Source organism: Gilvimarinus japonicus, assembly GCF_042847215.1.
Lineage (GTDB): Bacteria > Pseudomonadota > Gammaproteobacteria > Pseudomonadales > Cellvibrionaceae > Gilvimarinus > Gilvimarinus japonicus.
The window spans coordinates 2,457,473-2,484,138 of sequence record NZ_AP031500.1 but is presented as its reverse complement, the minus strand read 5'-3'; the positions used below and the strand labels follow the sequence as shown (position 1 = coordinate 2,484,138).

Annotated in this window: 23 protein-coding genes; 9 read left to right on the top strand and 14 right to left on the bottom strand. The window is 51.3% G+C overall.

What is annotated here, in order from left to right:
• Positions 1-42 precede the first annotated feature (42 nt).
• The 6 genes from ACGHAD_RS10610 to ACGHAD_RS10585 all read left to right on the top strand — a co-directional run bounded on the left by ACGHAD_RS10610 (position 43) and on the right by ACGHAD_RS10585 (position 10,523).
• Complete coding sequence (locus ACGHAD_RS10610) at positions 43-3,075, top strand: TonB-dependent receptor (protein WP_339614883.1); 3,033 nt, start codon at positions 43-45, stop codon at positions 3,073-3,075.
• Positions 3,076-3,255: 180 nt separating this feature from the next.
• Positions 3,256-3,975 (top strand): SapC family protein, encoded by a 720-nt coding sequence (locus tag ACGHAD_RS10605; RefSeq protein WP_382415139.1) that lies wholly within the window; start codon positions 3,256-3,258, stop codon positions 3,973-3,975.
• Positions 3,976-4,034: 59 nt separating this feature from the next.
• A complete protein-coding gene (locus ACGHAD_RS10600) occupies positions 4,035-5,522 on the top strand; it encodes a tryptophan halogenase family protein (RefSeq protein ID WP_382415141.1) in 1,488 nt (495 codons plus the stop codon).
• 53 nt (positions 5,523-5,575) lie between these two features.
• Positions 5,576-6,595: a cupin-like domain-containing protein gene (locus ACGHAD_RS10595; RefSeq protein WP_339614886.1), complete on the top strand. Its 1,020-nt coding sequence runs from the start codon at positions 5,576-5,578 to the stop codon at positions 6,593-6,595.
• A 65-nt stretch (positions 6,596-6,660) separates the two neighbouring features.
• Entirely contained in the window at positions 6,661-7,695 is a 1,035-nt protein-coding gene (locus tag ACGHAD_RS10590) for a cupin-like domain-containing protein (protein ID WP_382415144.1), read from the top strand.
• A 251-nt stretch (positions 7,696-7,946) separates the two neighbouring features.
• Positions 7,947-10,523 carry an exo 1,3/1,4-beta-D-glucan glucohydrolase gene (locus ACGHAD_RS10585; protein ID WP_382415146.1) on the top strand — a complete coding sequence of 859 codons (2,577 nt, stop codon included), beginning with the start codon at positions 7,947-7,949 and terminating at the stop codon, positions 10,521-10,523.
• Between the two features lie 69 nt (positions 10,524-10,592).
• Here ACGHAD_RS10585 and ACGHAD_RS10580 read toward each other — a convergent pair whose 3' ends face one another.
• Genes ACGHAD_RS10580 through ACGHAD_RS10570 form a run of 3 tightly spaced genes read right to left on the bottom strand, consistent with a single transcriptional unit; the run spans position 10,593 to position 13,812 of the window.
• Positions 10,593-11,405 carry a polysaccharide lyase gene (locus tag ACGHAD_RS10580; RefSeq protein ID WP_382415148.1) on the bottom strand — a complete coding sequence of 271 codons (813 nt, stop codon included), beginning with the start codon at positions 11,403-11,405 and terminating at the stop codon, positions 10,593-10,595.
• 42 nt (positions 11,406-11,447) lie between these two features.
• A complete protein-coding gene (locus tag ACGHAD_RS10575; protein ID WP_382415150.1) occupies positions 11,448-12,116 on the bottom strand; it encodes a lytic transglycosylase domain-containing protein in 669 nt (222 codons plus the stop codon).
• On the bottom strand, positions 12,079-13,812 hold the full coding sequence (locus tag ACGHAD_RS10570) for a proline--tRNA ligase (protein ID WP_339614891.1): 1,734 nt from the start codon (positions 13,810-13,812) through the stop codon (positions 12,079-12,081). The genes ACGHAD_RS10575 and ACGHAD_RS10570 overlap by 38 nt, the downstream gene beginning before the upstream one ends.
• A gap of 250 nt (positions 13,813-14,062) precedes the next feature.
• Between ACGHAD_RS10570 and ACGHAD_RS10565 the strand changes: the two genes are divergently transcribed.
• The gene (locus ACGHAD_RS10565) at positions 14,063-14,539 is read left to right on the top strand and encodes an HIT domain-containing protein (protein ID WP_382415152.1); all 477 of its coding nucleotides are present in this window, start codon (positions 14,063-14,065) and stop codon (positions 14,537-14,539) included.
• Between the two features lie 60 nt (positions 14,540-14,599).
• Here ACGHAD_RS10565 and ACGHAD_RS10560 read toward each other — a convergent pair whose 3' ends face one another.
• From ACGHAD_RS10560 to cspD, 11 genes are all read right to left on the bottom strand, one after another.
• Positions 14,600-15,007, bottom strand: a complete 408-nt coding sequence (locus tag ACGHAD_RS10560; RefSeq protein ID WP_339614893.1) for an HU family DNA-binding protein — start codon at positions 15,005-15,007, stop codon at positions 14,600-14,602.
• A 197-nt stretch (positions 15,008-15,204) separates the two neighbouring features.
• Positions 15,205-16,020, bottom strand: coding sequence for a secretin N-terminal domain-containing protein (locus tag ACGHAD_RS10555; protein WP_382415155.1), 816 nt, complete (start codon positions 16,018-16,020; stop codon positions 15,205-15,207).
• A 20-nt stretch (positions 16,021-16,040) separates the two neighbouring features.
• The gene (locus tag ACGHAD_RS10550; RefSeq protein ID WP_382415157.1) at positions 16,041-16,541 is read right to left on the bottom strand and encodes a hypothetical protein; all 501 of its coding nucleotides are present in this window, start codon (positions 16,539-16,541) and stop codon (positions 16,041-16,043) included.
• Between the two features lie 30 nt (positions 16,542-16,571).
• On the bottom strand, positions 16,572-17,054 hold the full coding sequence (locus tag ACGHAD_RS10545; protein ID WP_382415159.1) for a GNAT family N-acetyltransferase: 483 nt from the start codon (positions 17,052-17,054) through the stop codon (positions 16,572-16,574).
• Positions 17,051-18,238: a JmjC domain-containing protein gene (locus ACGHAD_RS10540; protein ID WP_382415161.1), complete on the bottom strand. Its 1,188-nt coding sequence runs from the start codon at positions 18,236-18,238 to the stop codon at positions 17,051-17,053. Before ACGHAD_RS10540 ends, ACGHAD_RS10545 begins: the two co-directional genes overlap by 4 nt.
• A 47-nt stretch (positions 18,239-18,285) precedes the next feature.
• Entirely contained in the window at positions 18,286-19,650 is a 1,365-nt protein-coding gene (gene purB / locus ACGHAD_RS10535) for an adenylosuccinate lyase (RefSeq protein ID WP_382415163.1), read from the bottom strand.
• Positions 19,651-19,812: 162 nt separating this feature from the next.
• Positions 19,813-20,448, bottom strand: coding sequence for a high frequency lysogenization protein HflD (gene hflD, locus ACGHAD_RS10530; protein ID WP_339614899.1), 636 nt, complete (start codon positions 20,446-20,448; stop codon positions 19,813-19,815).
• 41 nt (positions 20,449-20,489) lie between these two features.
• On the bottom strand, positions 20,490-21,602 hold the full coding sequence (gene mnmA / locus ACGHAD_RS10525; protein WP_382415165.1) for a tRNA 2-thiouridine(34) synthase MnmA: 1,113 nt from the start codon (positions 21,600-21,602) through the stop codon (positions 20,490-20,492).
• A 48-nt stretch (positions 21,603-21,650) separates the two neighbouring features.
• Complete coding sequence (locus ACGHAD_RS10520; RefSeq protein WP_339614901.1) at positions 21,651-22,100, bottom strand: NUDIX hydrolase; 450 nt, start codon at positions 22,098-22,100, stop codon at positions 21,651-21,653.
• Entirely contained in the window at positions 22,097-22,732 is a 636-nt protein-coding gene (locus tag ACGHAD_RS10515) for a pseudouridine synthase (protein WP_382415168.1), read from the bottom strand. The genes ACGHAD_RS10520 and ACGHAD_RS10515 overlap by 4 nt, the downstream gene beginning before the upstream one ends.
• Positions 22,733-22,846: 114 nt before the next feature.
• Positions 22,847-23,071: a cold shock domain-containing protein CspD gene (cspD, locus tag ACGHAD_RS10510; protein ID WP_339614903.1), complete on the bottom strand. Its 225-nt coding sequence runs from the start codon at positions 23,069-23,071 to the stop codon at positions 22,847-22,849.
• Between the two features lie 570 nt (positions 23,072-23,641).
• Between cspD and clpS the strand changes: the two genes are divergently transcribed.
• The gene (gene clpS / locus ACGHAD_RS10505; RefSeq protein ID WP_339615589.1) at positions 23,642-24,031 is read left to right on the top strand and encodes an ATP-dependent Clp protease adapter ClpS; all 390 of its coding nucleotides are present in this window, start codon (positions 23,642-23,644) and stop codon (positions 24,029-24,031) included.
• A gap of 129 nt (positions 24,032-24,160) precedes the next feature.
• Positions 24,161-26,434 (top strand): ATP-dependent Clp protease ATP-binding subunit ClpA, encoded by a 2,274-nt coding sequence (gene clpA / locus ACGHAD_RS10500; protein WP_382415170.1) that lies wholly within the window; start codon positions 24,161-24,163, stop codon positions 26,432-26,434.
• Positions 26,435-26,666: the final 232 nt, after the last annotated feature.

The following is a 26,666-nucleotide window of genomic DNA, read 5'->3' as shown; positions in this document are numbered from 1 at the left end:
TGTAACGGAAGTTTGTTCCGAATGATAATAAAGGAGAGTCCCATGTATAACAAAGTAAGCTTTAAAAGAAAGCTGATCGCATCGGCGGTTGCTTCCTGTGCTCTGTCCGGCTTTAGTAGTTTGGCCTTTGCTCAGGATAGCGACCCGATGCTAGAAGAGGTAGTTGTGACTGGTATCCGTGCATCATTGGATCGTGCTATGGATGTCAAGCGAGACTCCTCAGGCGTTGTTGATGCAATTTCTGCAGAAGATATTGGTAAGTTCCCTGACACCAACCTGGCTGAGTCTCTGCAGCGCATTACCGGGGTTTCAATCGACCGTCAGAACGGCGAAGGCTCGCAGGTAACGGTGCGTGGTTTTGGCCCTGACTACAACATGGTAACCCTAAACGGTCGCTCCATGCCTACGGCGGCGGCATCGCCTACTGGTATAAGTACATCGCGTGCCTTTGATTTTGCGCAGGTTGCCTCAGAAGTGGTTAGTGGCGTTGAGGTATACAAAACTGGTAAAGCTAGCGTAGCCAGTGGCGGCATCGGTGCTACTATTAATGTTAAGACGGCGCGCCCCCTAGATAATCCCGGCCTTAATATCAGTGTTGGAGCCAAAGCGGTTACAGATACTTCTAATCGCAACGGCAGTGATGTAACTCCTGAAGTGTCGGGCTTGTTTAGCTGGACCGATGACAGTGAAATGTTTGGGGTGGGTTTGTCTGTTAGTCACCAACAGCGTGATAGCGGTGCATCGGGCTCTTATGTGACTCAATGGAATACGCAAGCCTGGACAGACAACACTTTCTCGGCTGCCGATATTACCAACGAGCCAGACGTGGGGCAGTTATATTCTCAGCCAACAGATATTCGTTACACCATCGCCGATCGGGAGCGCACGCGTGATAATGCGCAGCTGGTATTGCAATTCCGTCCGATGGATAGCTTAACGGGTACGTTAGATTATACATACGCGCAAAATGATCTTGAAGAGACTCGCTCTGAACAGTCAATTTGGTTTTTGAATGGCTTTGATGCCCTGACCTATGACGATAGTCCAGTCGCTTCGCCAATCGTGTTGTCGCAAGATGTGCTGCCAATTAACGGCGGTAACAGTAAAGATTTGGGCTTAGCGCAGCAAGCCCGTGGTACGAGCAGTACGCTTGAGTCTACTGGTTTAAACCTGAGCTGGGATGTTACCGACAATTTTAGCCTGACATTGGATGCCCACGACTCGTCGGCTGAAACTACCCCTGATACATCGTTTGGCGGTAGCTGGGTGAACTTTGGCATGGGTGCCAATATCGTTGCTCATCAAATTGGCTACTTTAATGACGGTCTGCCGCGTTTTGTAATTGATGAATTTTCTGATTGTGTCGGTATCGGAGATGATGAGCCACGCAATGATATGAATTGTAATGGTGAGTTTGACCCGGGTGATGTGGGTAGCCAGGTGAACCAAACTACTTACTCAGCACAGTACAACGATGTGACTCAAGTACGCTTGGTGGGTGATTTAGCCTTTGATAATGGCGGCTTCAGATTTGGTATCGAGTCTCGCGAGACAGAGAACCGCACCGAGTACTCACAAACCACGGATATTATGGGTAACTGGGCGTTGGCGCGTCCTGGCGACGTTTCAGACTTGCTGTCTTTAGAAGACTTCCCTAGTGAGTTTGATGAGTACGATGCTTCGCCTGCAGGCAATCAGTCGTTTGGCGATGTTTACATTGGCAGTGCGGTTGATCTAGCTGAGAGGGTGTCTGGTTATGAGACGCAAGATGACACATATTACATCTTTGATAATGGCTTTGCGCCGGCTCCTTTAAGTACCAACGATACAGTTAAAGAAGAGGTTGATGCTGCATTTTTCGAGGTTAACCTCGATAGCGAGATTGGCGGAATGCCGACACATGTGACTGCAGGTGTGCGGTATGAAACGACTGATGTGACTTCCACATCACAAGTTCGTCAGCCTACCTCTATTACTTGGTTGAGCGATGATGACTTCTTGCGTAATTACGCAAGCGCTAACGCAGAGCCATACACTGTAACAGCCAGTTATGATCACTTGTTACCAAGTTTTGACTTTGACATTAATGTACTTGAAGATGTTAAAGCGCGCTTCTCCTACAGTAAAACGATTGCTCGGCCGACCTACAACAACTTGTCTGCAAGTACCTCTGTAGATCAGCCATCGCGCCCAACCATTAACAACCCCGGCACGCCAAACGCGATCGCTAACGCAAATGATCCGTCGCTGGTGCCGTTAGAGTCTAACAATATCGACCTGTCGGTTGAGTGGTACTACGATGACTCTAGCTATGTGTCCGTGGGTTTTTACGAAAAGCGTGTTGACAACTTTATCGGTATCGAGCCGGTTGATGAGCCTCAGTTTGGTTTACGTGATGCCACAAACGGTCCGCGTGCTCAGGCTGCAGTCGCTGCGCTCAACGATCAAGGCATTGAAGTTACCGATGGCAACCTTTATACAATGGTTGTTGCCATGGAGAATGGTATCGATTTTGACGACTTAGATCCGTTAGATGCTCAAGCGAACTACAGTGTCAATCCTAATGCCGATGATCCGCTTTATATGTTCCAGACCAACAAGCCTGTTAACAACAAAGAGGCGAAGATTTATGGTTCTGAGTGGGCAATACAGCACTTCTTTGGTGAAACCGGCTTTGGTGTCCAAGCTAACTACACGACAGTAGAGGGTGATGTAGGCTTCGATAACACCGGTGATCCTAGTGTTGCCCAGTTTGCATTGGTGGGGCTAAGTGATACGGCAAACATCGTTTTGCTTTACGATAACTATGGCTTCCAAGGACGTTTGGCGTACAATTGGCGTGATGAGTTCTTGAATAATGCCAACCGATACGCGAACAACCCCGAGTACACTGAGGCTTACCAGCAATTAGACTTTAATGTGAGTTATGAATTAACTGATAATCTCACAGTGTCTCTTGAGGGTATTAACCTTACAGAGGAAAGCAAGCGTACCTACAACCGTAGTGTGAATCAGCTTTGGAACTACGAACAAGGCGCGGCACGTTACCAGTTAGGGGCTCGTTATACCTTCTAAGGTTTGAGTGATTTATACACAGCTTTTGATGTTGTGTGTCTTAAAAGCCGCTGTCGTTGTGCAGCGGCTTTTTTGTAACTAGAGTATCCCAAGTTACGGTGGGACCTCTCTTATGTTTGCTATGAATGATTGTATAACGTGCATTACGAGAGGACGGACTAAATATTAGGCTGGTGATTAATGGCTAAATACGAATTGTTAAACAATACCTCGCACAAAGATTTAAAGGTCGATACACAGCTAAAAGCGGATTATGGGGATAATGTTCATGCGGTACCAACATACCTAACAGAGTTTGAGGATGTTCAGCGTGAATACCCTATTTTATTTAGGCATGATTTAGACGATTTTGAGGCGTTTGTTGTATTTGGTTTTCAGCGAGAAGAGAACCTGTTTTTAACGCAGGCTGGTTGGTCTGCCAAATACGTTCCGGCCGTTGTGGCGCGAGGCCCTTTTTTGATCGGTTATCAAAGAGACGAAAATGGCGGGCCAGAGGAGCCCATGATTCATGTGGATATGGATAGTCCGCGCCTTAGTGAGGCTGAAGGTCAGCCTGTCTTTTTAGAGCATGGTGGTAATACGCCTTACATTGATCGTGTTAGCAGGCAATTGCTGGCAATTCATGAGGGGATCGAGCTAAATAAAGCTATGTTTTCGGCGTTTTCGGCGCTAGATCTTATTGAGCCGGTAGTAATGGATGTTGAAATCCCCGGCCAACAGCCTTTTCGATTGCAGGGCTATTACACGATACATGAAGAAAAGCTGGCAAACTTAAAAGAGGCTGATTTGGTGGCCTTGCATCGCGCGGGTTTTCTTCGGGCGGCATATTTAGTGTTGTCTTCACTCGGCAATCTGTCTCGTATGGTAGAAATGAAAAAAGCTAGAATGCTAGATGAGTGAGGGTTACGTCTTCACGCATTAAATGTATATTTTCTCGTAAGGATTGCTGAGGGTAGTTTTTGAAAAATAATATCAAGCGAATTGTCATTGCGGGCGGTGGTACTGCAGGCTGGATGACTGCGGCCATGTTCTCTGAGTACTTTAAAGGTATTATGGATGTGATTCTTATTGAGTCCGATACCATTGGCACAGTGGGGGTTGGCGAGGCAACCATTCCTCCAATACGTGTGTTTCATCGTATTCTCAATATTGATGAGCAAGAATTTATGCGGGCGACGCAGGCCACCTTTAAATTGGGGATTGGTTTTGATGGTTGGCGCAGCGAGAATCAAGATTATATTCATTCGTTTGGGAAAACAGGTAAAGAGTACTGGGCTTGTGACTTTCAAAATTTTTGGCTGAGAGCAAAGGAGCTGGGGATTGAGTGTGAATACGGTGACTTTTGCTATGAGTTACAGGCCGCGAAGGCTGAAAAGTTCGGCGTGTCTGAAAAGTCTAGCATCAATTATGCGTACCACTTAGATGCCTCCCGATACGCAAAATATTTGCGATCGTACAGTGAGGCTCGCGGGGTAAAGCGAATAGAAGGCCTGATCGATAACGTTGCGATAAACACCGATAGTGGGTTTATCGAATCATTGCAGCTTGATAGTGGCGAGTGCGTGGCTGGCGATTTGTTTATTGATTGTACTGGTTTTCGTGCGCTGTTGATCGATAAAGTTACAGAGAGCCGTTTTGAGGACTGGTCCCATTGGTTAAAGGCAGACCGGGCCGTTGCCTTGCAAACAACACTATCCGGGCCTGCCGTCCCATATACAAAAAGCGTTGCTCATGATGCCGGTTGGCGCTGGCGTATTCCGTTACAGCATCGTGTTGGAAATGGTTTTGTTTATAGTAGTCAGTATTTGGGAGATGACCAAGCGGTAGAAGAGTTAGCCTCTAGCGTATCAGGCGATACAGTTTCTGATCCGCGTGTGATTAAGTTTAAAACCGGGCGGCGCGCAGAAGGTTGGAGCAAAAACTGTATTGCTCTGGGGCTAGCAAGTGGGTTTGTAGAGCCTCTGGAGTCTACTAGTATTCACTTGGTGATGTCGTCGTTGGTACGTCTTATAAAATTGTTGCCTTCGACCGGCTCGCTTAGCTCGGTAGCTCGTGAATACAATGCCCAAACGAATCGTGAGCTAGAGAATATTCGTGATTTTATTATTCTGCATTATCATATTAATGGCAGGAAGGGCAACCCATATTGGCGCGATTATGCCAATATGGATATACCCGATACGCTCAAGCACCGTATTGAACTTTTTAAAGAGTCCGGCAGGGCATTTAACCGGGATGGTGAAGTCTTTATTGCCGAGTCCTGGGTGCAAGTGATGCTGGGACAGGGCATCACTCCTCATTTTTACAACCCTATTGTTAGTGCCATGAGCAAATCAGATCTCGAGAAACTGCTGGCCGGAATTCGTCAGGCTGTTGATAAATCGGTTGCTCGGTTGCCAAATCACAATGATTTCGTACAAAAGTATTGTGCGGCTGAAAAGCCCTAGCGCTATGTCAGGTTAAACGTTTAACGTTGAGGCTAAATGTTTTTAGAGATGATATGAGTACACCGATAGTAAACAGCAAGGTTGAATGGCGCGAATCGGTCGATCAAGATGTATTTTTGAATGATATTGTGACCGCTGCCAAACCGGTAATTTTTAAAGGCTTGACTAATCATTGGCCATTAACCAAAGCGGGTGCTGACTCCAATGAGGCACTTGTCGCCTATTTAAAAAGGTTTAATGTCGATAACGACGTTCGAATCTTGATAGGCAATGATGGGATTAAAGGCCGCTTTTTTTATAATGAAGATATGAGTGGCTTTAATTTTCAGGAGAAACGTGGACCTTTTGGAATGGCTCTGGCGTTGCTAGATGCCTATCGAGGAAAACCCTCGGAGCCCGCCTTATACATGGGTGCGACCTCGGTCGCCAAAGTTCTTCCGGGTATGGAGGTGGACAACTCCCTTGATATCGTTGCTGATGTGCCGCCTCATATCTGGATTGGCAATGCGGTGACGATTGCTCCTCATTTTGATACCTCCACCAACGTTGCCTGTGCGGTCGCTGGACGTCGGCGTTTTACACTTTTTCCTCCAGAGCAAGTTGCAAATCTGTACGTTGGGCCAATAGAGTTTAACCCCGCTGGTCAACCGATCAGCTTGGTCGATTTAAAGCAGCCTGATTATGAGCGTTTTCCACGCTTTCGGGAGGCGTTGAACCATGCGCTGGTGGCTGACCTGGAGCCGGGAGACGCATTGTTTATTCCTCCTTTGTGGTGGCATAACGTCGAGTCGTTTGACCCCTTAAATGTTTTGGTTAACTACTGGTGGGAGCCTTTAACACCCATAACCGGTTCACCTCTTAATGGATTAGTGCAGTCCATGCTGACAATTGGCCACCTTCCTGACACACAAAAAGCGGCGTGGCGCGCGCTTTTTGATCATTATGTTTTTTCCGCCGAACCTCCGGGTGAGCATCTGACGCCTGAGATCCGTGGTTTAATGGGGGCTTTGACACCTAGCCTGAGAGACCAGGTAAACGAGTTCTTGAACAACAAAACTGATGGCAGTCGTTAATGCTTATTTTACGATGCCTGACTTTGTCGAGTCTCGGTGTTGAGTGAGGGAAAGTTGGAGCCTATATGAAGCCTATAACGTCACGTAAAACCAAGCAAATTGAGGGCGTGACGCCCAATACAATACCCTTTGATGAGTTGGTCGATGCCGGTGAGCCCGTTATCTTGAAGGGCACTGTGAAAAACTGGGGGTTGGTACAAGCGGGGCAAACCTCATGCACCGATGGAATTGATTACCTTAAATCGTATTACGGTGGCCGCCCAGTCGGTGCGTATTACGGCGCCCCTGAAGTCTCGGGGCGTTACTTTTATACTAACGATGTATCGGCGCTGAACTTTGAAAAGCGTCGCGTGGCTTTAGATGAGTTTCTCGATACAGTTGAAGAGCATTTAGTCGATGAGCGGCCGCCATCTCTTTATGTGGGCTCCAGCGATATAGATCTTTGCTTGCCCGGGATGCGAGAGGACAACAGCTTAGGCTTAAACCATCCCATGTTCGAGTTTCGGCGCCCGTTTTATAGTATCTGGCTGGGCAACCCCTCGGTTATATCTGCGCATTACGACGTGCCCAATAACTTGGCGTGCTGTTGTTTGGGCAAGCGACGTTTTACATTGTTTCCGCCAGAGCAAATTGACAACCTTTATCCCGGCCCGTTAGAGCCTACCCCAGGTGGCCAGCCTATTAGTATGGTGGACTTCGCCAATCCCGATTTTAACTGTCACCCTAGGGCGAAGTGGGCTATTGATTCGGCGCAAGTGGCAGACTTAGAACCGGGAGACGTATTATTCTACCCCAGTATGTGGTGGCACCAAGTGGAGTCTTTTAGCCCTTTTAATGCCATGATTAACTACTGGTGGGATACCACCCCAGATTATATGGGGACGCCAACGAGCGTTCTGATGCATGCACTTTTGAGTATTCGAGGTCGACCCGAGCAGGAGCGACAAGCTTGGAAGCATATTTTTGATTATTATGTTTTTGGCTCTACCGAAAATTCTGTGGAGCATTTGCCTGAACATGCTTGGGGTGACTTGGGAGCGTTAGATGGTATGAAGGCGAGAAAGCTAAGAGCATATCTGCTCAACCGTCTCAACCGATAGCACTGTGAAATAGGCTTAATTTTTAGGTAGGACTACCGGCAAAGTGTACTTAAATGTACTCTTTAGTGGTCGCATAATGTACAGCGTTTAAAGAGCTTTTGCCACTTTATACTCATGCGCGAGGTGGGGCGCATTCAGGGTGTGAAATACAGTAATCTTGGCGCATATTTACCTGCAGCATCGGTGGTTAACGAATGTTCAGCAAACACGATCTTGATAAACGATACTGATAAAACTTATAAGGAGCCTATATGGCTATTAATGCCTTTCAGCGCCTAACCCTGGCGGGGGCCGTAATGGCCGCTCTGGTGGGGTGTCAGACGCAAAATGACTCAGCCTCAGCGGGTACGAGTAAAAGTAACCATGTGGCTTGGCCTGCGGTGCACAGTGAAGTCGAGCAGGACCCTGCGATCGAGGCCCGTATCGACGAGCTGTTGTCCCAGATGACGCTCGAAGAGAAAGTGGGACAGATGATCCAGCCGGAAATTAAGCAGGTAACCCCGGAAGACATCCGCGAGTATCACATTGGCTCGGTGTTAAACGGCGGTGGTACGACACCCGATAACAACAAGTATGCCAGTGTCCAAGATTGGGTCGATTTGGCTGATAGTTACTATTATGCATCTATCGATAAAACCGATGGTCGCACTGGGGTACCAATTATTTGGGGGACCGATGCGGTTCACGGTGTGGGCAATGTGGTAGGTGCTACCTTGTTCCCCCATAACATCGCTTTGGGAGCGACCCACAATCCGGATTTGCTAGAGCAAATCGGCTGGGTTACCGGGCGTGAACTTAAAATCACCGGTATCGATTGGAACTTCTCTCCTACCGTGGCGGTATCGCGCGATGAGCGCTGGGGCCGTGCTTACGAGGCCTGGTCAGAAGATCCAGAGCTGGTAGGCCAGTACGCCGGTCGTATGATTCGCGGTTTGCAGGGCGAGCCCAAATCGGACGACTTCTTAAATGAAGATCACGTTATTGCAACCGCCAAGCACTTTATTGGCGATGGCGGCACCGCTAAAGGTATTGACCGTGGTGAGACGCTCGCGACGGAAGAGCAGTTGCGCGATATCCACGGCGCTGGTTACTTTAGCGCGATCGAGGCCGGTGTGCAGGTGGTGATGGCATCGTTTACCTCGTGGGAGGGCACGCGCATGCACGGCCATGAGTATCTGATGACCGATGTACTTAAAGGCCAAATGGGTTTTGACGGTTTCATCGTCGGCGATTGGAGTGGTCATGGTTTTATCCCCGGTTGCACGGCACTTGATTGCCCGCAGGCGGTTAACGCCGGCCTGGATATCTACATGGCACCCGAGCCCGAGTGGAAAGAGTTGTTTGCCAGTACGGTAAAACACGCCGAAGACGGCACTATCCCCATGTCTCGTATTGATGACGCGGTGCGCCGTATCCTGCGTGTTAAGCTGCGTGCGGGCTTGTTTGAGGCGGGCCCACCGTCTGAGCGTGGCATCGCTGGACGCGCCGATTTACTGGGTGCGCCAGAGCATCGCGAAGTGGCTCGTCAAGCGGTGCGAGAGTCGCTTGTATTGCTGAAAAACAGCGATGGCTTATTGCCGTTAAACCGCGACATGAATGTGCTGGTAACGGGCGATGGGGCGGACAACATCGGTAAGCAAGCCGGCGGTTGGTCGGTTACCTGGCAGGGAACCGGTAATAAAAACTCGGACTTCCCCGGTGCGACCTCGATCTACGACGGTATCGCGGAGGTCGTGGAGGCCGGTGGCGGTAACGCTGAGCTGAGCCAAAACGGCACGTTCAAAAAGAAGCCTGATGTCGCTATAGTGGTGTTTGGTGAAGACCCTTACGCCGAAATGCAGGGTGATTTGACGAACCTGATGTACAAAGGCGGCGCTGAAGCCGATCTCAACTTGCTCAAATCTTTTAAAGAGCAGGGTATTCCGGTGGTGTCGTTGTTTATTACGGGGCGTCCATTGTGGATCAACCGCGAGCTAAACGCGTCTGATGCCTTTATGGTGGTTTGGCAGCCGGGGACTGAAGGTGAAGGCATTGCCGATGTGGTCTTCCGTAATAACGATGGCTCGATTAATCACGATGCAAAAGGGCGCTTGTCGTTTAGTTGGCCTGAGCGCCCCGACCAGTACCGTTTAAATCGTGGCGACAAAAATTATAACCCCTTGTTTCCTTATGGCTTCGGTTTGAGCTACGCTGACAAAGATACTTTGGGTGATGAGTTGTCAGAAGCTGGCCTTAAAAAAGCTGATACGCAAGAAGTGTTAGAGCTGTTTAATCGTCGTCCTCTTGACCCTTGGGGTATCGAGGCAGTAGGCGCCGAAAATGACCGCGCGGTGATGAATAGCAACACCATGAAAACGTCTACCGTAACGGTTGAGGCGGTTGACCGCAACGAGCAGCAGGACGCTCGCCGTGTTGTGTTTAACGGTAAAGGTGCGGGGCATGTTGCCTTGTTTGCCGACGACCGTCAGGACTGGAGTGATTATGTGAAAGCCAACTCCGCTCTGTCGTTTGATATCAAAGTCGATAAGGCGCCAAGCGCGAAAACCTACCTACGTCTTGGCTGTGGCTCTTATTGTGCCTCAGATATCGATATGACTGAAGGTATGCGCGAGCGTTTAGCCGGTGCTGGCTGGCAGACCGTGACGGTGGATTTGTCGTGCTTCCCCGATGCGGGCGAAAACTTTGGTTTGGCTCAGCCGCAATCGGAGTACATCACGCAAGTGCTGCGCCCCTTCACCATCTATACCACTGGTGAGCTGGATATGAGCTTCGCGAATGTGAAGTTAATGAAAGGCCGGGCAGCGAGTGCGATGATTAGCTGTCAATAACAAGACGTTGTAGTGTTAAAAAAGGCCACTTTTAAGTGGCCTTTTTTGTGGCTGGTGGCTGGGCTTACTCTATAATTGCTGGGTTGTGGATATGGTCAGGTCGGAAAATTCTATACTCGATAAATGACGGGGCGCCCAACTGGGGTTGTTGCCACCGTGGAAGCTGGAAAACATTACGGCGCCAATGTAGCCCTCAGGGGTATCCACTAGGCGATAGCTTACATCCTTGCGTTCGATAACCAGCTCGCCGTCAAACCACACTTTTAACTGTCCGTTTTCTTGCCCGACATCATTGATTGTTATTTCTTGTGTCAGGCAGTGTTGTTGGCCGGCTATAAATTGTTTGTTGAGTGAAATGTCTTGTCCCCAGGTTGTGCCACCGTAACGTCCGTTGGGTGAAGGGGGTAAATACGCGTAGATAACGGCTTCGCCCTTTTCGCGCCACATATAACGCATGGTCCAGCCGTCGCTGCCATCGGGTTGGTTGCCTCCCGAACGCGTCCAGGAGTCACCTGCGCCCATTAGGCCTGGTAATTTGCCACCTTTAACAAAATCAAAATCTTTCGAGAAGGTCAAACAATAATCGAGTTTAAGTGAATGGTAGGCCGGTGCCAGATCGCTAAAACTCGAAAACCGTATAGGAAATTGCACCCCGCTTTGAGAGGGGCCGACCCCGCCTTCGGGGTAGTTAACCTGCAGTACAGAGGCTCCTTTAGTAGAGGTGATAACCTTCGTAGTGTTTAGTCGGCTGTTCCAGTCGAGCTGCCATGCGTTTTGCCAGTTTGGCTGACTGAATGAAAACGTTTTGAGAGGTTCGGCGAGGCTGTATTGTGGCAGCAGGAAGAGCAAAATACCGAGAGTAGAGGGATTTATTTTATTCATCGCAAGGCCTTTTTTGCTGTTGTGGGTTTCCATAACGTTGCTTTAACGCCAGCGCTCCCAGGCATCCATAACCTTTGCAGAGTAGCGATAACTGCCATAGCTGCCATTATAGCGGGCAAGCGCTTCGGCCAAACGGCCATCGGCGATATCGATGTAATGTTTAAGGATAATACAGCCGTAGCGCAAATTAGTGGCGGCATCAATAAGGTTGTCTTCTGGGCGTCCGATTTCGTTCTTCCAAAAGGGCATAATTTGCATAATACCCATAGCGCCGACGGGCGATATGGCAAAGCGATCAAAGTGACTTTCGGTTTCGATTACCGCGAGCACCAGCTCAGGTTTAACATCGGCAGCGGTTGCCTCGCGGTGAATCAAGCGCAGCAGAGCTAAGCGCTCATCGGGGCTTTTAATATAGCGGGCCAGCCTAGTGTCCATCAGCATCAGCCAGGCTTCGGCATCAAAGCGGTCGGTAAAACTGTCGGCGCGTTCGATGTGGTTTTTAAGCAGCTGACGCAGCTCGTCATCGACTGTTGACTGCGGGATGATGGGCTGTTCTGTAGCGGGGGTTAAGATGATATTGCCTGCCATTTGCTCGGCGCTCAGCTCGGCAGCGCCTACGAGCAAACCGCAGGCAAGCGCGAGTGCGCACGCCTGCGGGGCTTGGTGCCGGCTGTTAACCGCGAGCCAGCGCATCGCTAATAAGGCTGACAATGTGCTCTTGTGCCACGTCTTGCTTCTCGGCGTCGCGACGGCCTTTGTATTCGACGTTACCTGCCTCCAAGCCGCGATCGCCCACCACAATGCGGTGGGGAATACCCATTAAGTCGGTGTTGGCCAGCAGTACGCCTAGGCGGGCTTTTTCTTCATCCATAAGCAGCACGTCGGCGCCGGCGGCTTGTAAGTCGCGATACAGTTGCTCGCAGGCTTCGGCTACGCGCTCAGATTTGTGCATGTTGATGGGCACAATCGCTACTTGAAACGGGGCAATGGCGGCGGGCCAAATAATGCCGTTTTCATCGTAGTTTTGCTCGATGGCCGAGGCCACCACCCGGGTGACGCCGATGCCGTAGCAGCCCATAATCATGGTTTGCTCTTTACCGTTTTCATTGAGTACGGTAGCGCCCATGGCTTCGGAGTATTTGGTGCCCAGCTGGAAGATATGGCCGACTTCGATGCCGCGCTTAATTTCTAAGGTGCCTTGGCCGCACGGGCTAGGATCGCCAGCGACGATGTTGCGAATATCGGCCGCTTCGGCCAGCGGTAAATCGCGCTCCCAGTTAACGCCGGTGCTGTGTAGGCCGTCTTTGTTGGCACCGCAGACAAAGTCTGCCATGGCCAGGGCACTGTGATCGGCAATCACGCGAATAGGTAAACCACACGGGCCAATAGAGCCTACGACCAAACCCAGCTCCGCTTTAATACGCTCCTCAGGGGCAAAGGTAAGCGGGTTGGCAATACCGTCGAGTTTTTCGGCTTTAATATCGTTTAGTTCGTGATCGCCGCGCAGCACCAGTGCTACCAATGGCTGCTGAGCGTCTTCCTCTTTGGCTTCACCCAATACGATCAGGGTTTTAATTGTCTCGCGTGGGGCAACCTGTAAAAATTCAGCGACCTCTTCGATGGTGTGCTTACCTGGAGTGGCCACATCTTGCTTGGTGGCGCTCGCTGCGGCGCGTTCGGTAGCGGGGGCCAAGGCTTCGGCTTTTTCGATATTGGCGGCGTAGTCCGAACTGTCGCTAAAGGCGATGGCGTCCTCACCACTGTCGGCCAACACGTGAAACTCGTGGGAGAAAGCGCCCCCGATAGAGCCGGTATCGGCCAGAACGGGTCGGTACGCCAAACCAATACGGCTAAAAATGTTGCAGTAAGCGCTGTGCATGCGCTCGTAGGTTTGCTGCAGGCACTCAGTGCTGGAATGAAAGGAGTAGGCGTCTTTCATAATAAACTCACGGGAGCGCATCACGCCAAAGCGCGGGCGAATCTCGTCGCGAAATTTGGTTTGTATCTGGTAAAAGTTGGCCGGTAGCTGTTTGTAGCTGTTTATTTCGCCGCGTACTAAATCGGTAATGACTTCCTCGTGGGTGGGGCCAAGGCAAAAAGCGCGATCGTGACGATCGTTTATGCGCAACAGCTCGGGGCCGTACTGCTCCCAGCGGCCCGACTGCTCCCACAGCTCGGCGGGCTGCACTACTGGCATCATGACCTCTTGCGCACCCGCTTGGTTCATTTCGTCGCGTACGATGTTTTCGACTTTGCGCAACACTCGCAGCCCCAAAGGCAGCCAGGTGTATAGGCCAGAGGCGAGTTTGCGGATCATACCGGCGCGTAGCATTAGCTGATGGCTGATAACCTCGGCGTCGGCGGGAGTTTCTTTTAATGTGGCGATTAAAAAACGACTGGAGCGCATAGTGTTAAGTCTTGTCTAAGGGTCAATGTTTACTATTGGGGTTCGTTCTGGGCTAATGGCTGAGTTTAGGGCGCATGGACATGGTAATAATCGCTATACTCAGTGTTGTTATCTAGCCGGGCCCTGAGGCTTGGCAGTATCCGGGTATTCTACGCAGCTTAGACCTCGGGGTACAGATACCGAGGCGTAATTTGACAGGCCTGCCGCCGTGTTTGGCTACTGTGGCTAGGATAATCAGTGGAGAGCAATTATGTTTGTATTAGACCAACGTCTTGCTGACGATACGTATGTTATCGGTCGTTTTGAGTTGTCGTTGTTATTACTGGCCAAAGACGCCAATTACCCTTGGTGTATTTTGGTGCCCGAGCGTGAGAATGTGATTGAACTGTATCACCTGAGTGACGCAGATCAGCAGCAGCTAACCCGGGAGTCCTGTCAATTAGCGGAGGTGATGAATAGCCTGTTTGATGCCGATAAAATTAATATTGCGGCGTTGGGCAATATCGTGCCGCAGCTGCACGTCCATCACGTGGCGCGGTTTGAGTCCGATGTTGCGTGGCCATCGCCTATTTGGGGGGCTGCAGATGCTCTAGACTATGAGCCTGAGCGGTTGCAAAAGCGGATTGCGAAACTTACCGATGCGTTGGCCGGAGAAGGCTTTACGCCTTTGTCGCGCCAAGAGCCATATCAGCCGCGCGAGACAAAAATCCCTAAAATTAACTGCTAACAAGTGTGTTAGATACAAAAAAGCCCGCGGCTGCGGGCTTTTTAGGGAGTGGCCGGAGTGTTACAGGGCCATTTCTTTTAGTTTTTTCAGGGGGCGAACCTTAACAGTGGTGGTGGCAGGCTTCGCTTTAAACATGGTTTCTTCACCGGTAAAGGGGTTGATACCTTTGCGAGCTTTAGTGGCAGGTTTTTTAACCGTTTGCACTTTTAATAGGCCGGGCAGAACAAATTCGCCACAGGCACGCTTTTTAATGTGACCTTCAATGACGGCAGACAGTTCGTCAAGCACAGACTGAACCTGTTTTTTGCTCAGCTCGGTGTTCTCGGCAATTTGCGACACAATTTGCGTCTTGTTGTAGCGCTCGCGAACAGCGGTAATTTTGCGCTCTGGTGCTGCTTTAGCCGGGGCTTTTTTGGCGACGGCTTTTTTGGCGGGTGCTTTTTTCGCCGGTGCTTTTTTTGCGGCCATGGTGTGATCCTTTTATTGAGAGTTGAATAAATAAAATACTAAAGCTGTAAGTTGCATGCCGTGCACGTTTATACAGCTTATTTTTAGTCGGCAACGCGATTGAGTCTATATATAAAGGATTAAAAAGCGATCAGCAAGAGAAAAGTCACTCTAGTAGGGGAAATACCGCAAAATTTACACTGTAAAGCAAAGTTCGCCTACTGTTTGTGCTTGGACGCTGACTCGCGAGCGCGTTCGACTTTTATGTATATCGTCTGCCCCGAAAGAGGAAGTTGGTAGTGTTTGGCGGTATTCGAAGTGTTTTGGGGTTCGCTCGGGGTAAGCGCAAGCCACTGTCCAACCGGGCCTGAAACACGTGTTTCAATGTCGTATAAATCTTGCTCGACCTCATTGCCCTGGAAGTGACGAGTGGCCAGCTCGATGGTTGCTGTGTCGGCGTTGAGCGCGATTGTGGCGTAGAGTTCGTAGCCTTCGCTTTGTCGGCGCTGTCTATTAAATCCACCCCAGCCAGAGGGAGTTAGATCCTCTTGGATGTGCGACTGTGCGATTCGCGTTGGTTGCTGCGTTTGCGTGCGCACTTGTGGCGCACGCTGATTAATAGCCCGTGTTTGGTAGTGTCGATGATTGGTGCCGGCGCTTAAGCCGTTGGGCTCTTGCGGTGCACTAAAGCGAACGCTGAGTGTTAGCTCTTCGGCGGGAGTGTCCAGTTGTTGCAGTAACGCTTCTATTTCGGCAATGTTATGAGCGTTGCTGTTAATCACGAGCCGGTGATTAACCACCGCTATAGTGCCGGGCGCGGGGACAAAAGGGGCAAGCTGCGCGACCAACTGTTCAGCGTTTAAGTGATGAAGGGGTAGTGTTTTAAGGATTAGCGTTGCCTGCTCTTCGCCGGCCGTGGTATCGGCCAGAGCGTTGTTAGTGCTAGGCTCGGCACCTACGGCGACATTAACGCCGCTAACGCCTACAAAAAGCGCTGTGCATAATAGACAGCGGATGTAACGGTAAGCGCGCATATTGGCTCCTGGTGACAAGGTTACAGGTGAAGAAGTCGTAAACCGGGCTCGGCTAACGCGTGTTGCCAAATCCTTTGGTGCTCGTCAGCAAGGGTTTTTACCTCTTGCGCGGCCTGGTAGTTGGCAAATCCAGTCGGCTGCGTATCATCGTTTTTGTACAGCAAAAAATCCCGGTCTGCGCATATAAACCCCATCTGCGGGTTGTTGGGCTCAATCACTAACTTGCGCAGTTGTACCTTACTGGGTAAACGTTGGTGCAGGCGAGCAATACGGTGGCCGCGCTCTAACATATCGGCGGTATCGCGGACGAGAATGTGTAACTCACAATTGCGCGCCCGGCGGGCAAATTGTGACAACGCTAGTGCGGTATCGTCTCGATCGTAGATCAAAGGGTCTAATTGGTGGCTGATAATATAAAGCTTACGCCGCGCTTTAGCGATAACACGGAGAGTGTGCTCAAGGCAGTGCGCTACCGAGTCAAATAGGTAGAAGCTGTCGTTAGCGTCGGGTTGATGGTTCACGTTGCCTCCGCTGTTACTATCACATGGTTTTTATAAGCTCGTTTGCCAGATCATCGCGCGATGTTGAATGCCAGCATCCATAAAAACGTCCCCGTGGGCATAAAAACCTAACCGCTCGTAAAACGGTATCACGTCGCACTGGGCGTGTAAAAACACCTGATTACAGTGAGTATAGTCGGTTTGTTGTTGGCACCAGCGAAGCAGTTCACGCATTAAATAAGTGCCCGCGCCGTGCTGACGCGCAGGCGCCACAATGGCGACCCGGCCGACATGAAAATGTGTGCTGCCTGCGCAGTCTTCCCGTAAAACTCGTGCACAACCGATGGCGCCGCTAGGTACGCGAGAGGTTTGCGCCGCTGAGGTCAGTAAAAAGTGATTCGCCTGGTGGTCGGCATCGTCCCATTCTAGCTCTGGCGGCACATGCTGCTCTTCGATAAACACTTGCCTGCGAATTTCGCACAGAGCTTTGGCGGCCGAGCGCCAGCTGACGGTATGGCATGTGAGCGCGGTCACGATTGTTCGTCGTCCAGTTCGTCCTCGTTATCGATAATGACCAGCGTGTTATCGGTTAGTAATTGCATGACTAAGGATGTGTCGGTGTCGTTACTAAGCAGCGCGTCTAGTGATTTAATTGACCATTGGCGCTGGTTTGATAGGGTCGCCGCAAGCGGTGCCGAGCAGAAAAAGGCTTGGCCGTCGACGAATAAAGTGGTGGTGTTGTCGTCGGTAAAGTAGCAAAAACGTGCCCCCAGCTCGCGCTCCGCTTGGGCGTTTTGCTTAAGCCACTGCTGCCATTTTTGTCTGGTAATGTGCTCTGGGGTACTCTCTAATGCGAGCTTGGGCTCGGTCATATAGCGACCAAACCACTGGGCGATATTCGCAGGTGTTAAGTGGCTGATGAGCTGTTTCTGCAGTTGTTCAATAACGGCTATATCAATAGCGCCCGGGCTCGTGCTCGCCCGCGCATTTTGATCTTTATAGCGATTGTCATTGGTAAGCGTGGCGGCAATGTGTTGGCCAAACTCATCGAGAATGTCGGCCTCAGAGGGCGCTCTAAAGCCGATGGAGTAAGTCATGCACTCGTCGTCCAGAGCTGTGCCCCAGTGGGCGACGCCGGGTGGGATATAGAGCACGTCGCCGGGCTGGGCGACGTAAGTCGCCTCGGTTGTAAAGTCGCGTAAAATGTTTAAGTCGGTGCCCTCTAGGCGCGGACTTGTGCTATCGCAGCGCTGGCCAATGTGCCACTCACGAGTACCAGCCCCTTGGACTAAAAATACATCGTAATAATCAAAGTGGGGCCCGGCACTGCCACCGGTAGGTGCGTAGCTGACCATGACATCATCGAGTCGCCAATTGGGAATAAACCGAAACTTATCCAGCAAGTCGGCCACCTGAGGCTCCCAGTGATCTACCGCTTGTACTAATAAACTCCATTGCTCGGCGGGCAGTTCGGCAAAGTCCCGCTCGGTAAACGGTCCGGTTTTTAGCTGCCACGGGGCTTGGTCGTCGTGAATAATTAAGCGAGACTCAATGACTTCTTCCAAAGCTAACCCTGCGAGCTCGTCGGGGCTTAAGGGCGAGTGAAAACCGGCCAGCGCCTGCGGTAAAAAAACCGCGTGTTGCTGCCAGTAGTTTTTTAAGAATTCGTCGATGGGTAGTTCGCCCAGATGGGTGAGAATCGAAGAGGCCGGAGACATGGTGACACCTCAAAGCAAGGCCGGCCCAATAGGGCCGGCTTGTGGGGTTAAATCGCTTGGGCTTGCGCGGTGGCGTTGCCGATATAGTTTGCGGGAGTTAGTTCGCGAATTGTTTGCTTAGCGTGCTCTGGAATATCCAGAGTCTCGACAAACTCGGCCAGCACTTCGCGGGTAATTTTTTGTCCACGGGTAAGGGCTTTAAGTTTTTCGTAGGGCTCGGCGACATCGTAGCGACGCATAATGGTTTGGATTGGCTCGGCCAATACTTCCCAGCTATTGTCCAGGTCTTCGGCTAAGCGGGCGCGGTTAATTTCGAGTTTGCTAACACCTTTTAAGGTCGATGCGTAGGCGATTAGGCTGTAACCAAAACCAACGCCCATATTGCGCAGCACGGTGGAGTCGGTCAGGTCGCGCTGCCAGCGCGAGATGGGCAGCTTTTGCGCCAAATGGCTAAAAATAGCATTGGCGATGCCGAGGTTGCCTTCGGAGTTTTCAAAGTCGATGGGGTTTACTTTGTGCGGCATGGTGGACGAGCCTACCTCGCCCGCAATGGTCTTTTGTTTAAAGTAACCCAGAGAAATATAGCCCCACACGTCGCGGTCAAAATCGATCACGATAGTGTTAAAGCGCGCGATGGCGTCAAATAACTCGGCGATATAATCGTGCGGTTCAATTTGTGTGGTGTAGGGGTTCCAGTTTAAGCCCAAAGAGGTAACAAAGGCTTTGGCATTGGCTTGCCAGTCGATGTCGGGGTAGGCCGACAGGTGCGCGTTATAATTGCCCACAGCGCCGTTAATTTTGCCCAGTAACTCTACGCTTTTAATTTGCTCCAGTTGACGACGCAGGCGCGCCACCACGTTGGCCATCTCTTTGCCGACCGTAGTGGGCGAGGCGGTTTGCCCGTGGGTGCGCGATAGCATGGGGTCGGCGGCGTAGTCGTGGGCCAGCTTGGCTATGCCGTCGCTGATGGCCAGGGCGTCGCTCAGTAGTACATCGCGGCCGCGGCTGAGCATTAAGGCGTGCGACAGGTTGTTAATGTCTTCGCTGGTACAGGCAAAATGGACAAACTCAAGCACGGCTTCCAGCTCGCTATTGCCCGCAAATTTCTTTTTAAGGAAGTACTCAACGGCTTTAACGTCGTGGTTTGTGGTGGCCTCGATGTCTTTAATAGCCTGCGCGTCTGCCTCGCTAAATTGTGCAACGATGGCGTCTAACTGTGCGTGGGTGGCATCGCTAAAAGCGGGCACCTCGGCTACGCCGTCGAGCTGGCTCAGCTGTTGTAGCCAGCGGACTTCAACTTCGACGCGGCAGTGAATAAGGCCGAATTCACTGAAAATAGGGCGTAGAGCGGTCGTTTTGCTGCCGTAACGGCCATCGACGGGGGACACAGCACTCAGCGGGGAAAGTTCCATGGGGCGATCTCGCAAGTTAGTCAGAGTAAGTTAATAGGCTTGTGGAGTGGGCGTTAAATCGGCCTGTACTAGCCGGCGATCAGTGCCAGCTAGTCCTCCTTAAAATAGGGGCGGTATGATACCGTAAAGTCGGTGGTTTTTCAGTCAGTTTCTATGGGTAGCTTATACCCGTAAGTTGCGCAGTAGGTTTTCGGTTTCGGCTAGGATACGTTTGCGTTGTAGCACTAGGTGTAGCCGTGTGCCCCCGAGTTGGCGCCAGAGGGTGGCCGAGCGAATAGCCGCCAACAGTAATGCGCGCACTTGGTTGGCCACCCGTTGTTGCTGCAAGTAGCCGGGGTCGCCCGCCACTTGAATACGAAAGCGAAAGCGACTGATAGTGTCGCTGTAGATATCTGCCAGATTCCCGATGACATTCTCGTGGGTGGGGCCAAAGTGCAAGGCCTGCTGCGAGGCTTGTTTGAGGCGGCTGGAAAGCACCCCCAGCATGTCTTTGCGTTTGCGCAAGCGCCCCTGTAGGTGCAGAACGCCGGCGCTGTAGCGCACGGTGTTGTTTTGCAGTTGCTTGCTGGACAGCAGCAAGTCACGCAGAGTTTCGAGTCCTAAACGCAGGTTTTCCGGGCGACCGCCGTAAACGCTGATGGTATCGGGTGGGTTTAAGTCCAGTAGGCTATTAATACTGCACTCATAGGCATCGCTGGGGATAAACCCTGTGCGTGCTAACTGATCGACAAGGGCTGCGGCCTGAAGTATGCCAGCCGCTGCCAATGTTACTTCTTGCCAGTTGTTTACCTTAGCCAATGAAAACTGCCTTATCGAAGATGGTTGAAAAAATACGCGGTTTAGCGGTTTTCGCTGTGTTCGATGACGCCGCCGCCGAGGCATACATCATCTTGATAAAAGACCACCGATTGCCCGGGTGTGACGGCTCGCTGTGGCTCGTCAAAGGCTACCGCTAGCTGACCTTTGGGTAGTAGAGTTACCTCACAAGTCTGGTCGGGTTGGCGATAGCGGGTTTTGGCGGTAACCCGCAGCGTGTCCGTTGCCGGGGCACCGTTGATCCAGTGAGCTTGTCCCGCGCTTAAAAAGTTAGTGTACAGCAGTGGGTGGTCGGTTCCTTGCGCCACCTGTAATTGGTTGTTATCCAGATCTTTGGCGATTACAAACCAAGGTTCATCGGGGGCCCCTTTGACGCCGCCAATACCAAGCCCCTGGCGCTGGCCAATGGTGTGATACATCAGCCCCGCGTGTTGCCCGATGACGGTACCCTGAGTAGTGACAATCTCGCCGGGCTGAGCGGGCAGGTACTGCTCTAAAAAGTCTTTAAAGCGGCGCTCACCAATAAAGCAAATGCCGGTGCTGTCTTTTTTGCTGTGCGTAACCAGGTTGTGCTGCTCGGCAATGCGCCGCACTTCGGGTTTTTCCAGCTCACCCACGGGGAATAGCGTGCGGGCAAATTCGGCCTCACCCACGGCGTGCAAAAAGTAACTTTGATCTTTGTTGTTATCGAGCCCGCGCAATAAATAGGTATGGCCATCGCGCTCGGTGCGGCGCACATAGTGGCCGGTTGCGATTAAATCGCCACCCAGCATCTCAGCGTACTCAATAAACACCTTAAACTTGATTTCGCGGTTGCATAGAATATCTGGGTTGGGTGTCCTGCCGGCTTTGTACTCGGCTAAAAAGTGCTCAAACACATTGTCCCAGTATTCGGCGGCAAAGTTAGCGGTGTGTAACTTAATACCAAGGGTGTCACAAACCTTTTGCGCGTCGGCCAAATCTTCTTTGGCGGTGCAGTAGTCGGTGCCGTCGTCCTCTTCCCAGTTTTTCATAAATAGCCCTTCTACCCGATACCCTTGTTGCAGCAGCAGTAGGGCAGATACCGACGAGTCGACGCCGCCGGACATGCCGACGATCACCAGAGGGGTGTTTGTGTTACTGCTAGAGCTCATCATGTAAAAGGCCAGACGCTATAAAGTGGGGAAAAACCAGAGGCGGGCATTTTACCCGTCTGTGGCGACGACCTCCAGCGCAAAACGGCGGCCAGCGAGGTAATCGTCGATAACCCCGAGCACCATCGGGCTGCGCAGTGTGTCGAGCGACGCGGCCACCTGGTCGCGGGTGAGCCATTGCGGGCCAATAATGCCGTCGTCTAATGTAAATGTGGGGCGATGTTTGATGGCTTTGCCAATAAAGGTGGTACGCACATAGGTTTCGCTGTTGGCGGGGGCTTTGTAGACATCGACGCCCACAACCCCGGTCAGCTCAATGTCCCAGCCGGTTTCCTCAAGTGTTTCACGGACGGCGGCTTGTTGCAGCGACTCGTCGGCCTCAAGGTGTCCCGCTGGCTGATTAAGGCGCTCTTGGCCATCGATCAGCTCGCGAACCAGTAAAAATTTGCCATCGCGCTCAATGATGCAGGCGACGGTAACGTGGGGAAGAAAACGTTTCATGGGCGAGAGCGCTTGTTGTGGCGATGTTTGTTGCGGTTGTTGGTGGCGGGCTTAGTGGTGCGGTCGCTGCCGGTTTTACCCGCGGCTGGCATATGTAGGTTTTGGCTGATCGACTCGCCCGGCTGTAACGCACCTAATTGCCAGTCACCGATACGCACCCGAATCAGGCGCAGGGTAGGATGCCCTACGAACGCCGTCATGCGTCTAACCTGGCGGTTACGACCTTCGGTGATGGTGATGGCCAACCACTGTGTGGGAATGTTTTTGCGCTCTCGCACCGGTGTTGAGCGCGACCACAGCGTGGGTGGGGGGATACGCTCGACGGTGGCAGGGCGGGTAGGGCCATCGTTTAATTGGACGCCGTGGCGCAAGGCGTTGAGTGCCTCTGAGTTGGGCTCTCCCTCGACTTGCACCCAGTAGGTTTTGGGGAGCTTGTTGCGCGGGTGGGTAATTCGGTGCTGCAATGCGCCGTCATCGGTTAGCAACAGTAGCCCCTCAGAGTCTAAATCTAGCCGTCCAGCGGGGTAAACGCCTTTATCTTTAATGTACTTGGCGAGTGTCGCGCGGCCGTTATCGTCCCGAAACTGACATAAAACGTCGTAGGGCTTGTTGAAAAGTACCAATTTGGCCATATAGTTAAACGAGGCGGTTGCAAAGCAGGCCAGTGTACCGCAGCTAGATTGGCGGTGCGAGGGGCGTTAGTGTGTAAAGACGGCCTGCGACCGTCTTTACTCTGGCGCTTGGTGTTAGCCGGGCTGGCTTTCGGTATGTGGCAGGTTAATATCGATGGCGTGTAAGCCTTTGTCGCCTTTGGATATATTGAACGAGACTGTCTGGCCGGCTTTAAGCGTTTTATAGCCTTCCATATCGATGGCTGAGTAATGGGCGAAAAGGTCTTCTGAGCCCTCGTCCGGGAGGATAAACCCGTAACCTTTGGCGTTATTAAACCATTTGACGGTACCGGTAGGCATATTGTTATTCCTTCTTCTTATTGGCAGTCGTGCGGCAATGCCTGCCTCACGTTGATTATTATAATGGTCGTGCTAGGTGATCATTGAATTTGTCGGCTGATGTAGAATTCTTTGTAAAGCATGCATCTAAAACCAACACTAACACCGTACCTTACATTACACGCACTCATTACTGCGCAGGTCTTTTAGCCTGATGTTGGTTCGGCTTGGCAAAACGGTGTGCACTGACCAGCCATTGTTGTTGCCGATTATTGGTATTCGAAGTGCTGGCAACCGTAGGTTTATTGCTGTTCACCGTCGATCTTATTGTTGTGTATGAGTTAGCGGCAGAGTTAATGAGTGTATCAGTCGCTAAGTACAAATTTTGAACACCAGTGAGCTTTTTAGCCGACCGTATCGGCATTGTCAAGTGTGAGGCGCGGCAACATATTGCCGGTTATCGGGCTAAAGAACCCCCTAGTTGCTTTGTGCTGTGCGGTAGCCGATGGGGTACAATGGGTTTTTGGCACTTCTGAATGTTAAGAGGTGCATCGCCAAAGACAATATTTACGGTCAAAACCACCTATGACTATGGGAAAGTTTGAAAACATTCGACTAACATTAAATCAGTTGCGCTGTCATAACTCTGATGATGAATATGACGATAGCTACGATGACGGTGTCGCCCTGCAAGAGGCGCCCCCACAGCTAAAAAGGCCATCGCGTTATAAGGTTGTTATGCTTAACGACGACTATACCCCGATGGAATTTGTTGTTGAGACGCTGGAAGTGTTTTTTGGCATGAATCGTGAAAAAGCAACTCAGGTGATGCTGACGGTTCACATGGAAGGTAAAGCAACCTGCGGGGTTTATACGCGGGATATTGCCGAGACCAAAGCCGCTCAGGTAAACCAGTTTGCCAAAGATAATGAGCACCCTTTGGTATGCGAAATAGAAGCGACCGAAGAGGATGATGAATAATCGCGGTGGCGAGTGCGAGAACTGACACTAAGTTACGTCCGTGTATAGATGTCGTAAATGTAGTGTGTGGAGTTTAGCGTAAATGGAGTTAACTCCTGATTGTAGGCTCCTGATTGAGAGGTACTATTGATGCTGAGTAAAGATCTTGAAGTCACCCTAAATATGGCTTTTAAAGGTGCCCGTAGTAAACGGCATGAATTTATGACCGTTGAACACCTGTTGTTGGCGCTGATCGACAATGAATCGGCGGCAATGGTGCTGCGAGCCTGTGGCGCTGATTTAGTCGTGTTGCGCCGGGAGCTTATTGAATTTGTCGATTCAACGACGCCTTTGTTGCCAGAAAACGAAGAAGATCGCGAAACGCAACCGACTCTAGGGTTTCAGCGGGTGTTACAGCGCGCGGTGTTTCATGTTCAATCCTCCGGCAAGCAAGAGGTTACCGGTGCCAACGTATTGGTGGCAATTTTTAGCGAGCAAGAGAGCCAGGCGGTTTATTACTTAAAGCAGCAGAGTATTGCCCGGATTGATGTGGTGAACTACATCACCCACGGTATTCAAAAAGTCGCCGGTCACGAGCATGGCTCGGAAGAGCCGTCACACGATCAGGCCGATGAAGACGCGTTGGGTGTAGAACAGCCATCGCAGAGCCCGTTGGAAAACTACGCCACCAACTTGAACGAACAAGCGCAAAACGGCCGCATAGATCCATTGATTGGTCGGGCGTTGGAGTTGGAGCGCGTGGCGCAAATATTGTCTCGCCGACGTAAAAATAATCCGCTGCTGGTGGGCGAGTCCGGTGTGGGTAAAACCGCTATTGCAGAAGGGTTAGCCCGCCGTATCGTCGATGGTGAAGTGCCCGATGCTCTGGCCGACAGTGTTGTGTATTCACTTGATATGGGTGCGTTGCTCGCCGGTACTAAATACCGCGGTGACTTTGAAAAACGTTTTAAAGGCTTGTTGGCGGAGCTGAAAAAGCAAGAGCACTCGATTTTATTTATCGATGAGATTCACACCATCATTGGCGCCGGTGCAGCATCAGGTGGCGTTATGGATGCGTCAAACCTGCTCAAACCACTGCTTAGCTCTGGTCAGTTGCGCTGTATGGGTTCAACCACCTATCAGGAGTATCGCGGTATTTTTGAAAAAGACCGCGCGCTGTCGCGTCGTTTCCAGAAAGTGGACATCAAAGAGCCGAGTGTCGATGAGACCTATCAAATTCTTAAAGGGCTCAAGAAAAACTTTGAAGAGCACCACGGGTTGCGTTACACCGACCCGGCGTTGCGAGCTGCCGCTGAGTTGGCCGAGCGCTATATCAACGATCGCTTCTTGCCCGATAAAGCGATCGATGTGATCGATGAGGCCGGTGCGTATCAACAGTTGCAGCCCCCGAGCAAGCGCAAAAAGACCGTGGGGGTGGGTGACGTTGAAGCTGTTGTTGCCAAAATTGCCCGTATTCCGCCCAAAAGCGTTTCGTCGTCTGACCTTGAGCAGCTGCGTAAGCTTGACGACAACCTCAAGATGACGGTGTTTGGCCAAGATGAGGCCATCGATACTTTGTCGACGGCTATCAAACTGGCGCGTGCTGGCTTGCGCTCGGGCGATAAGCCCATTGGCTCGTTCTTGTTCGCCGGCCCCACAGGGGTGGGTAAAACCGAGGTGAGTCGTCAGTTGGCGGCGTGTTTAGGCGTCGAGCTGGTTCGCTTTGATATGTCCGAGTACATGGAGCGGCACACGGTGTCGCGCTTGATTGGTGCGCCGCCCGGTTACGTTGGTTTTGATCAGGGCGGGTTGCTAACCGATGCGGTAACCAAGGCGCCGCACAGCGTGGTACTACTGGATGAGATTGAAAAAGCGCACCCCGATGTGTTTAACCTGCTGCTGCAGGTGATGGACCACGGCACGCTGACCGATAATAACGGTCGTAAAGCGGATTTTCGTAACGTTATCTTGATCATGACCACCAATGCCGGTGCCGAGGATGTTAGCCGTACCTCCATTGGCTTTACCAAGCAGGATCACTCCAGCGATGGCAAAGAGGCCATTAAGAAAATGTTTACGCCTGAGTTTAGAAACCGCTTGGATGCTACGGTGCAGTTTGGGGCCTTGCCGCTCGATGTAGTCGAAACCGTTGTCGATAAGTTCCTGACGGAGCTACAATCCCAGCTGGATGAGAAGAAAGTTACCTTGGACGTAACAGAGGCTGCGCGCAAATGGTTGGCCGAGCACGGTTACGATGAAAAAATGGGTGCCCGGCCCATGGCTCGCCTGATTCAGGAAAAAGTGAAAAAGCCATTGGCCGAAGCGGTATTGTTTGGTGAGCTGGCAAGTGGCGGTGGTACGGTGCACGTTGCCGTTGCCGACCACAGCGATGAGCTGGAGCTTGAGTTTGACCCAGTACACTAGCCACTTGTTGCGCGTTATTGGCTGAGCTGAGTAAGCTAAGCAGCGCGCATTGCTGAACCAAAAAAATCCCGGTAAAGCCGGGATTTTTTTGTGAGGTGGCAGTTATTTCTTTGGCTTGGGATTGGGCCGGGGGCACAGTGTTAGGCCCCGTTGCGCTTTTTAAAAATTACTTTTGCTAAAAACAACAAAGCCCCGCATAGGCGAGGCTTTGAGTGTGCCGGCTAGCCGGCGG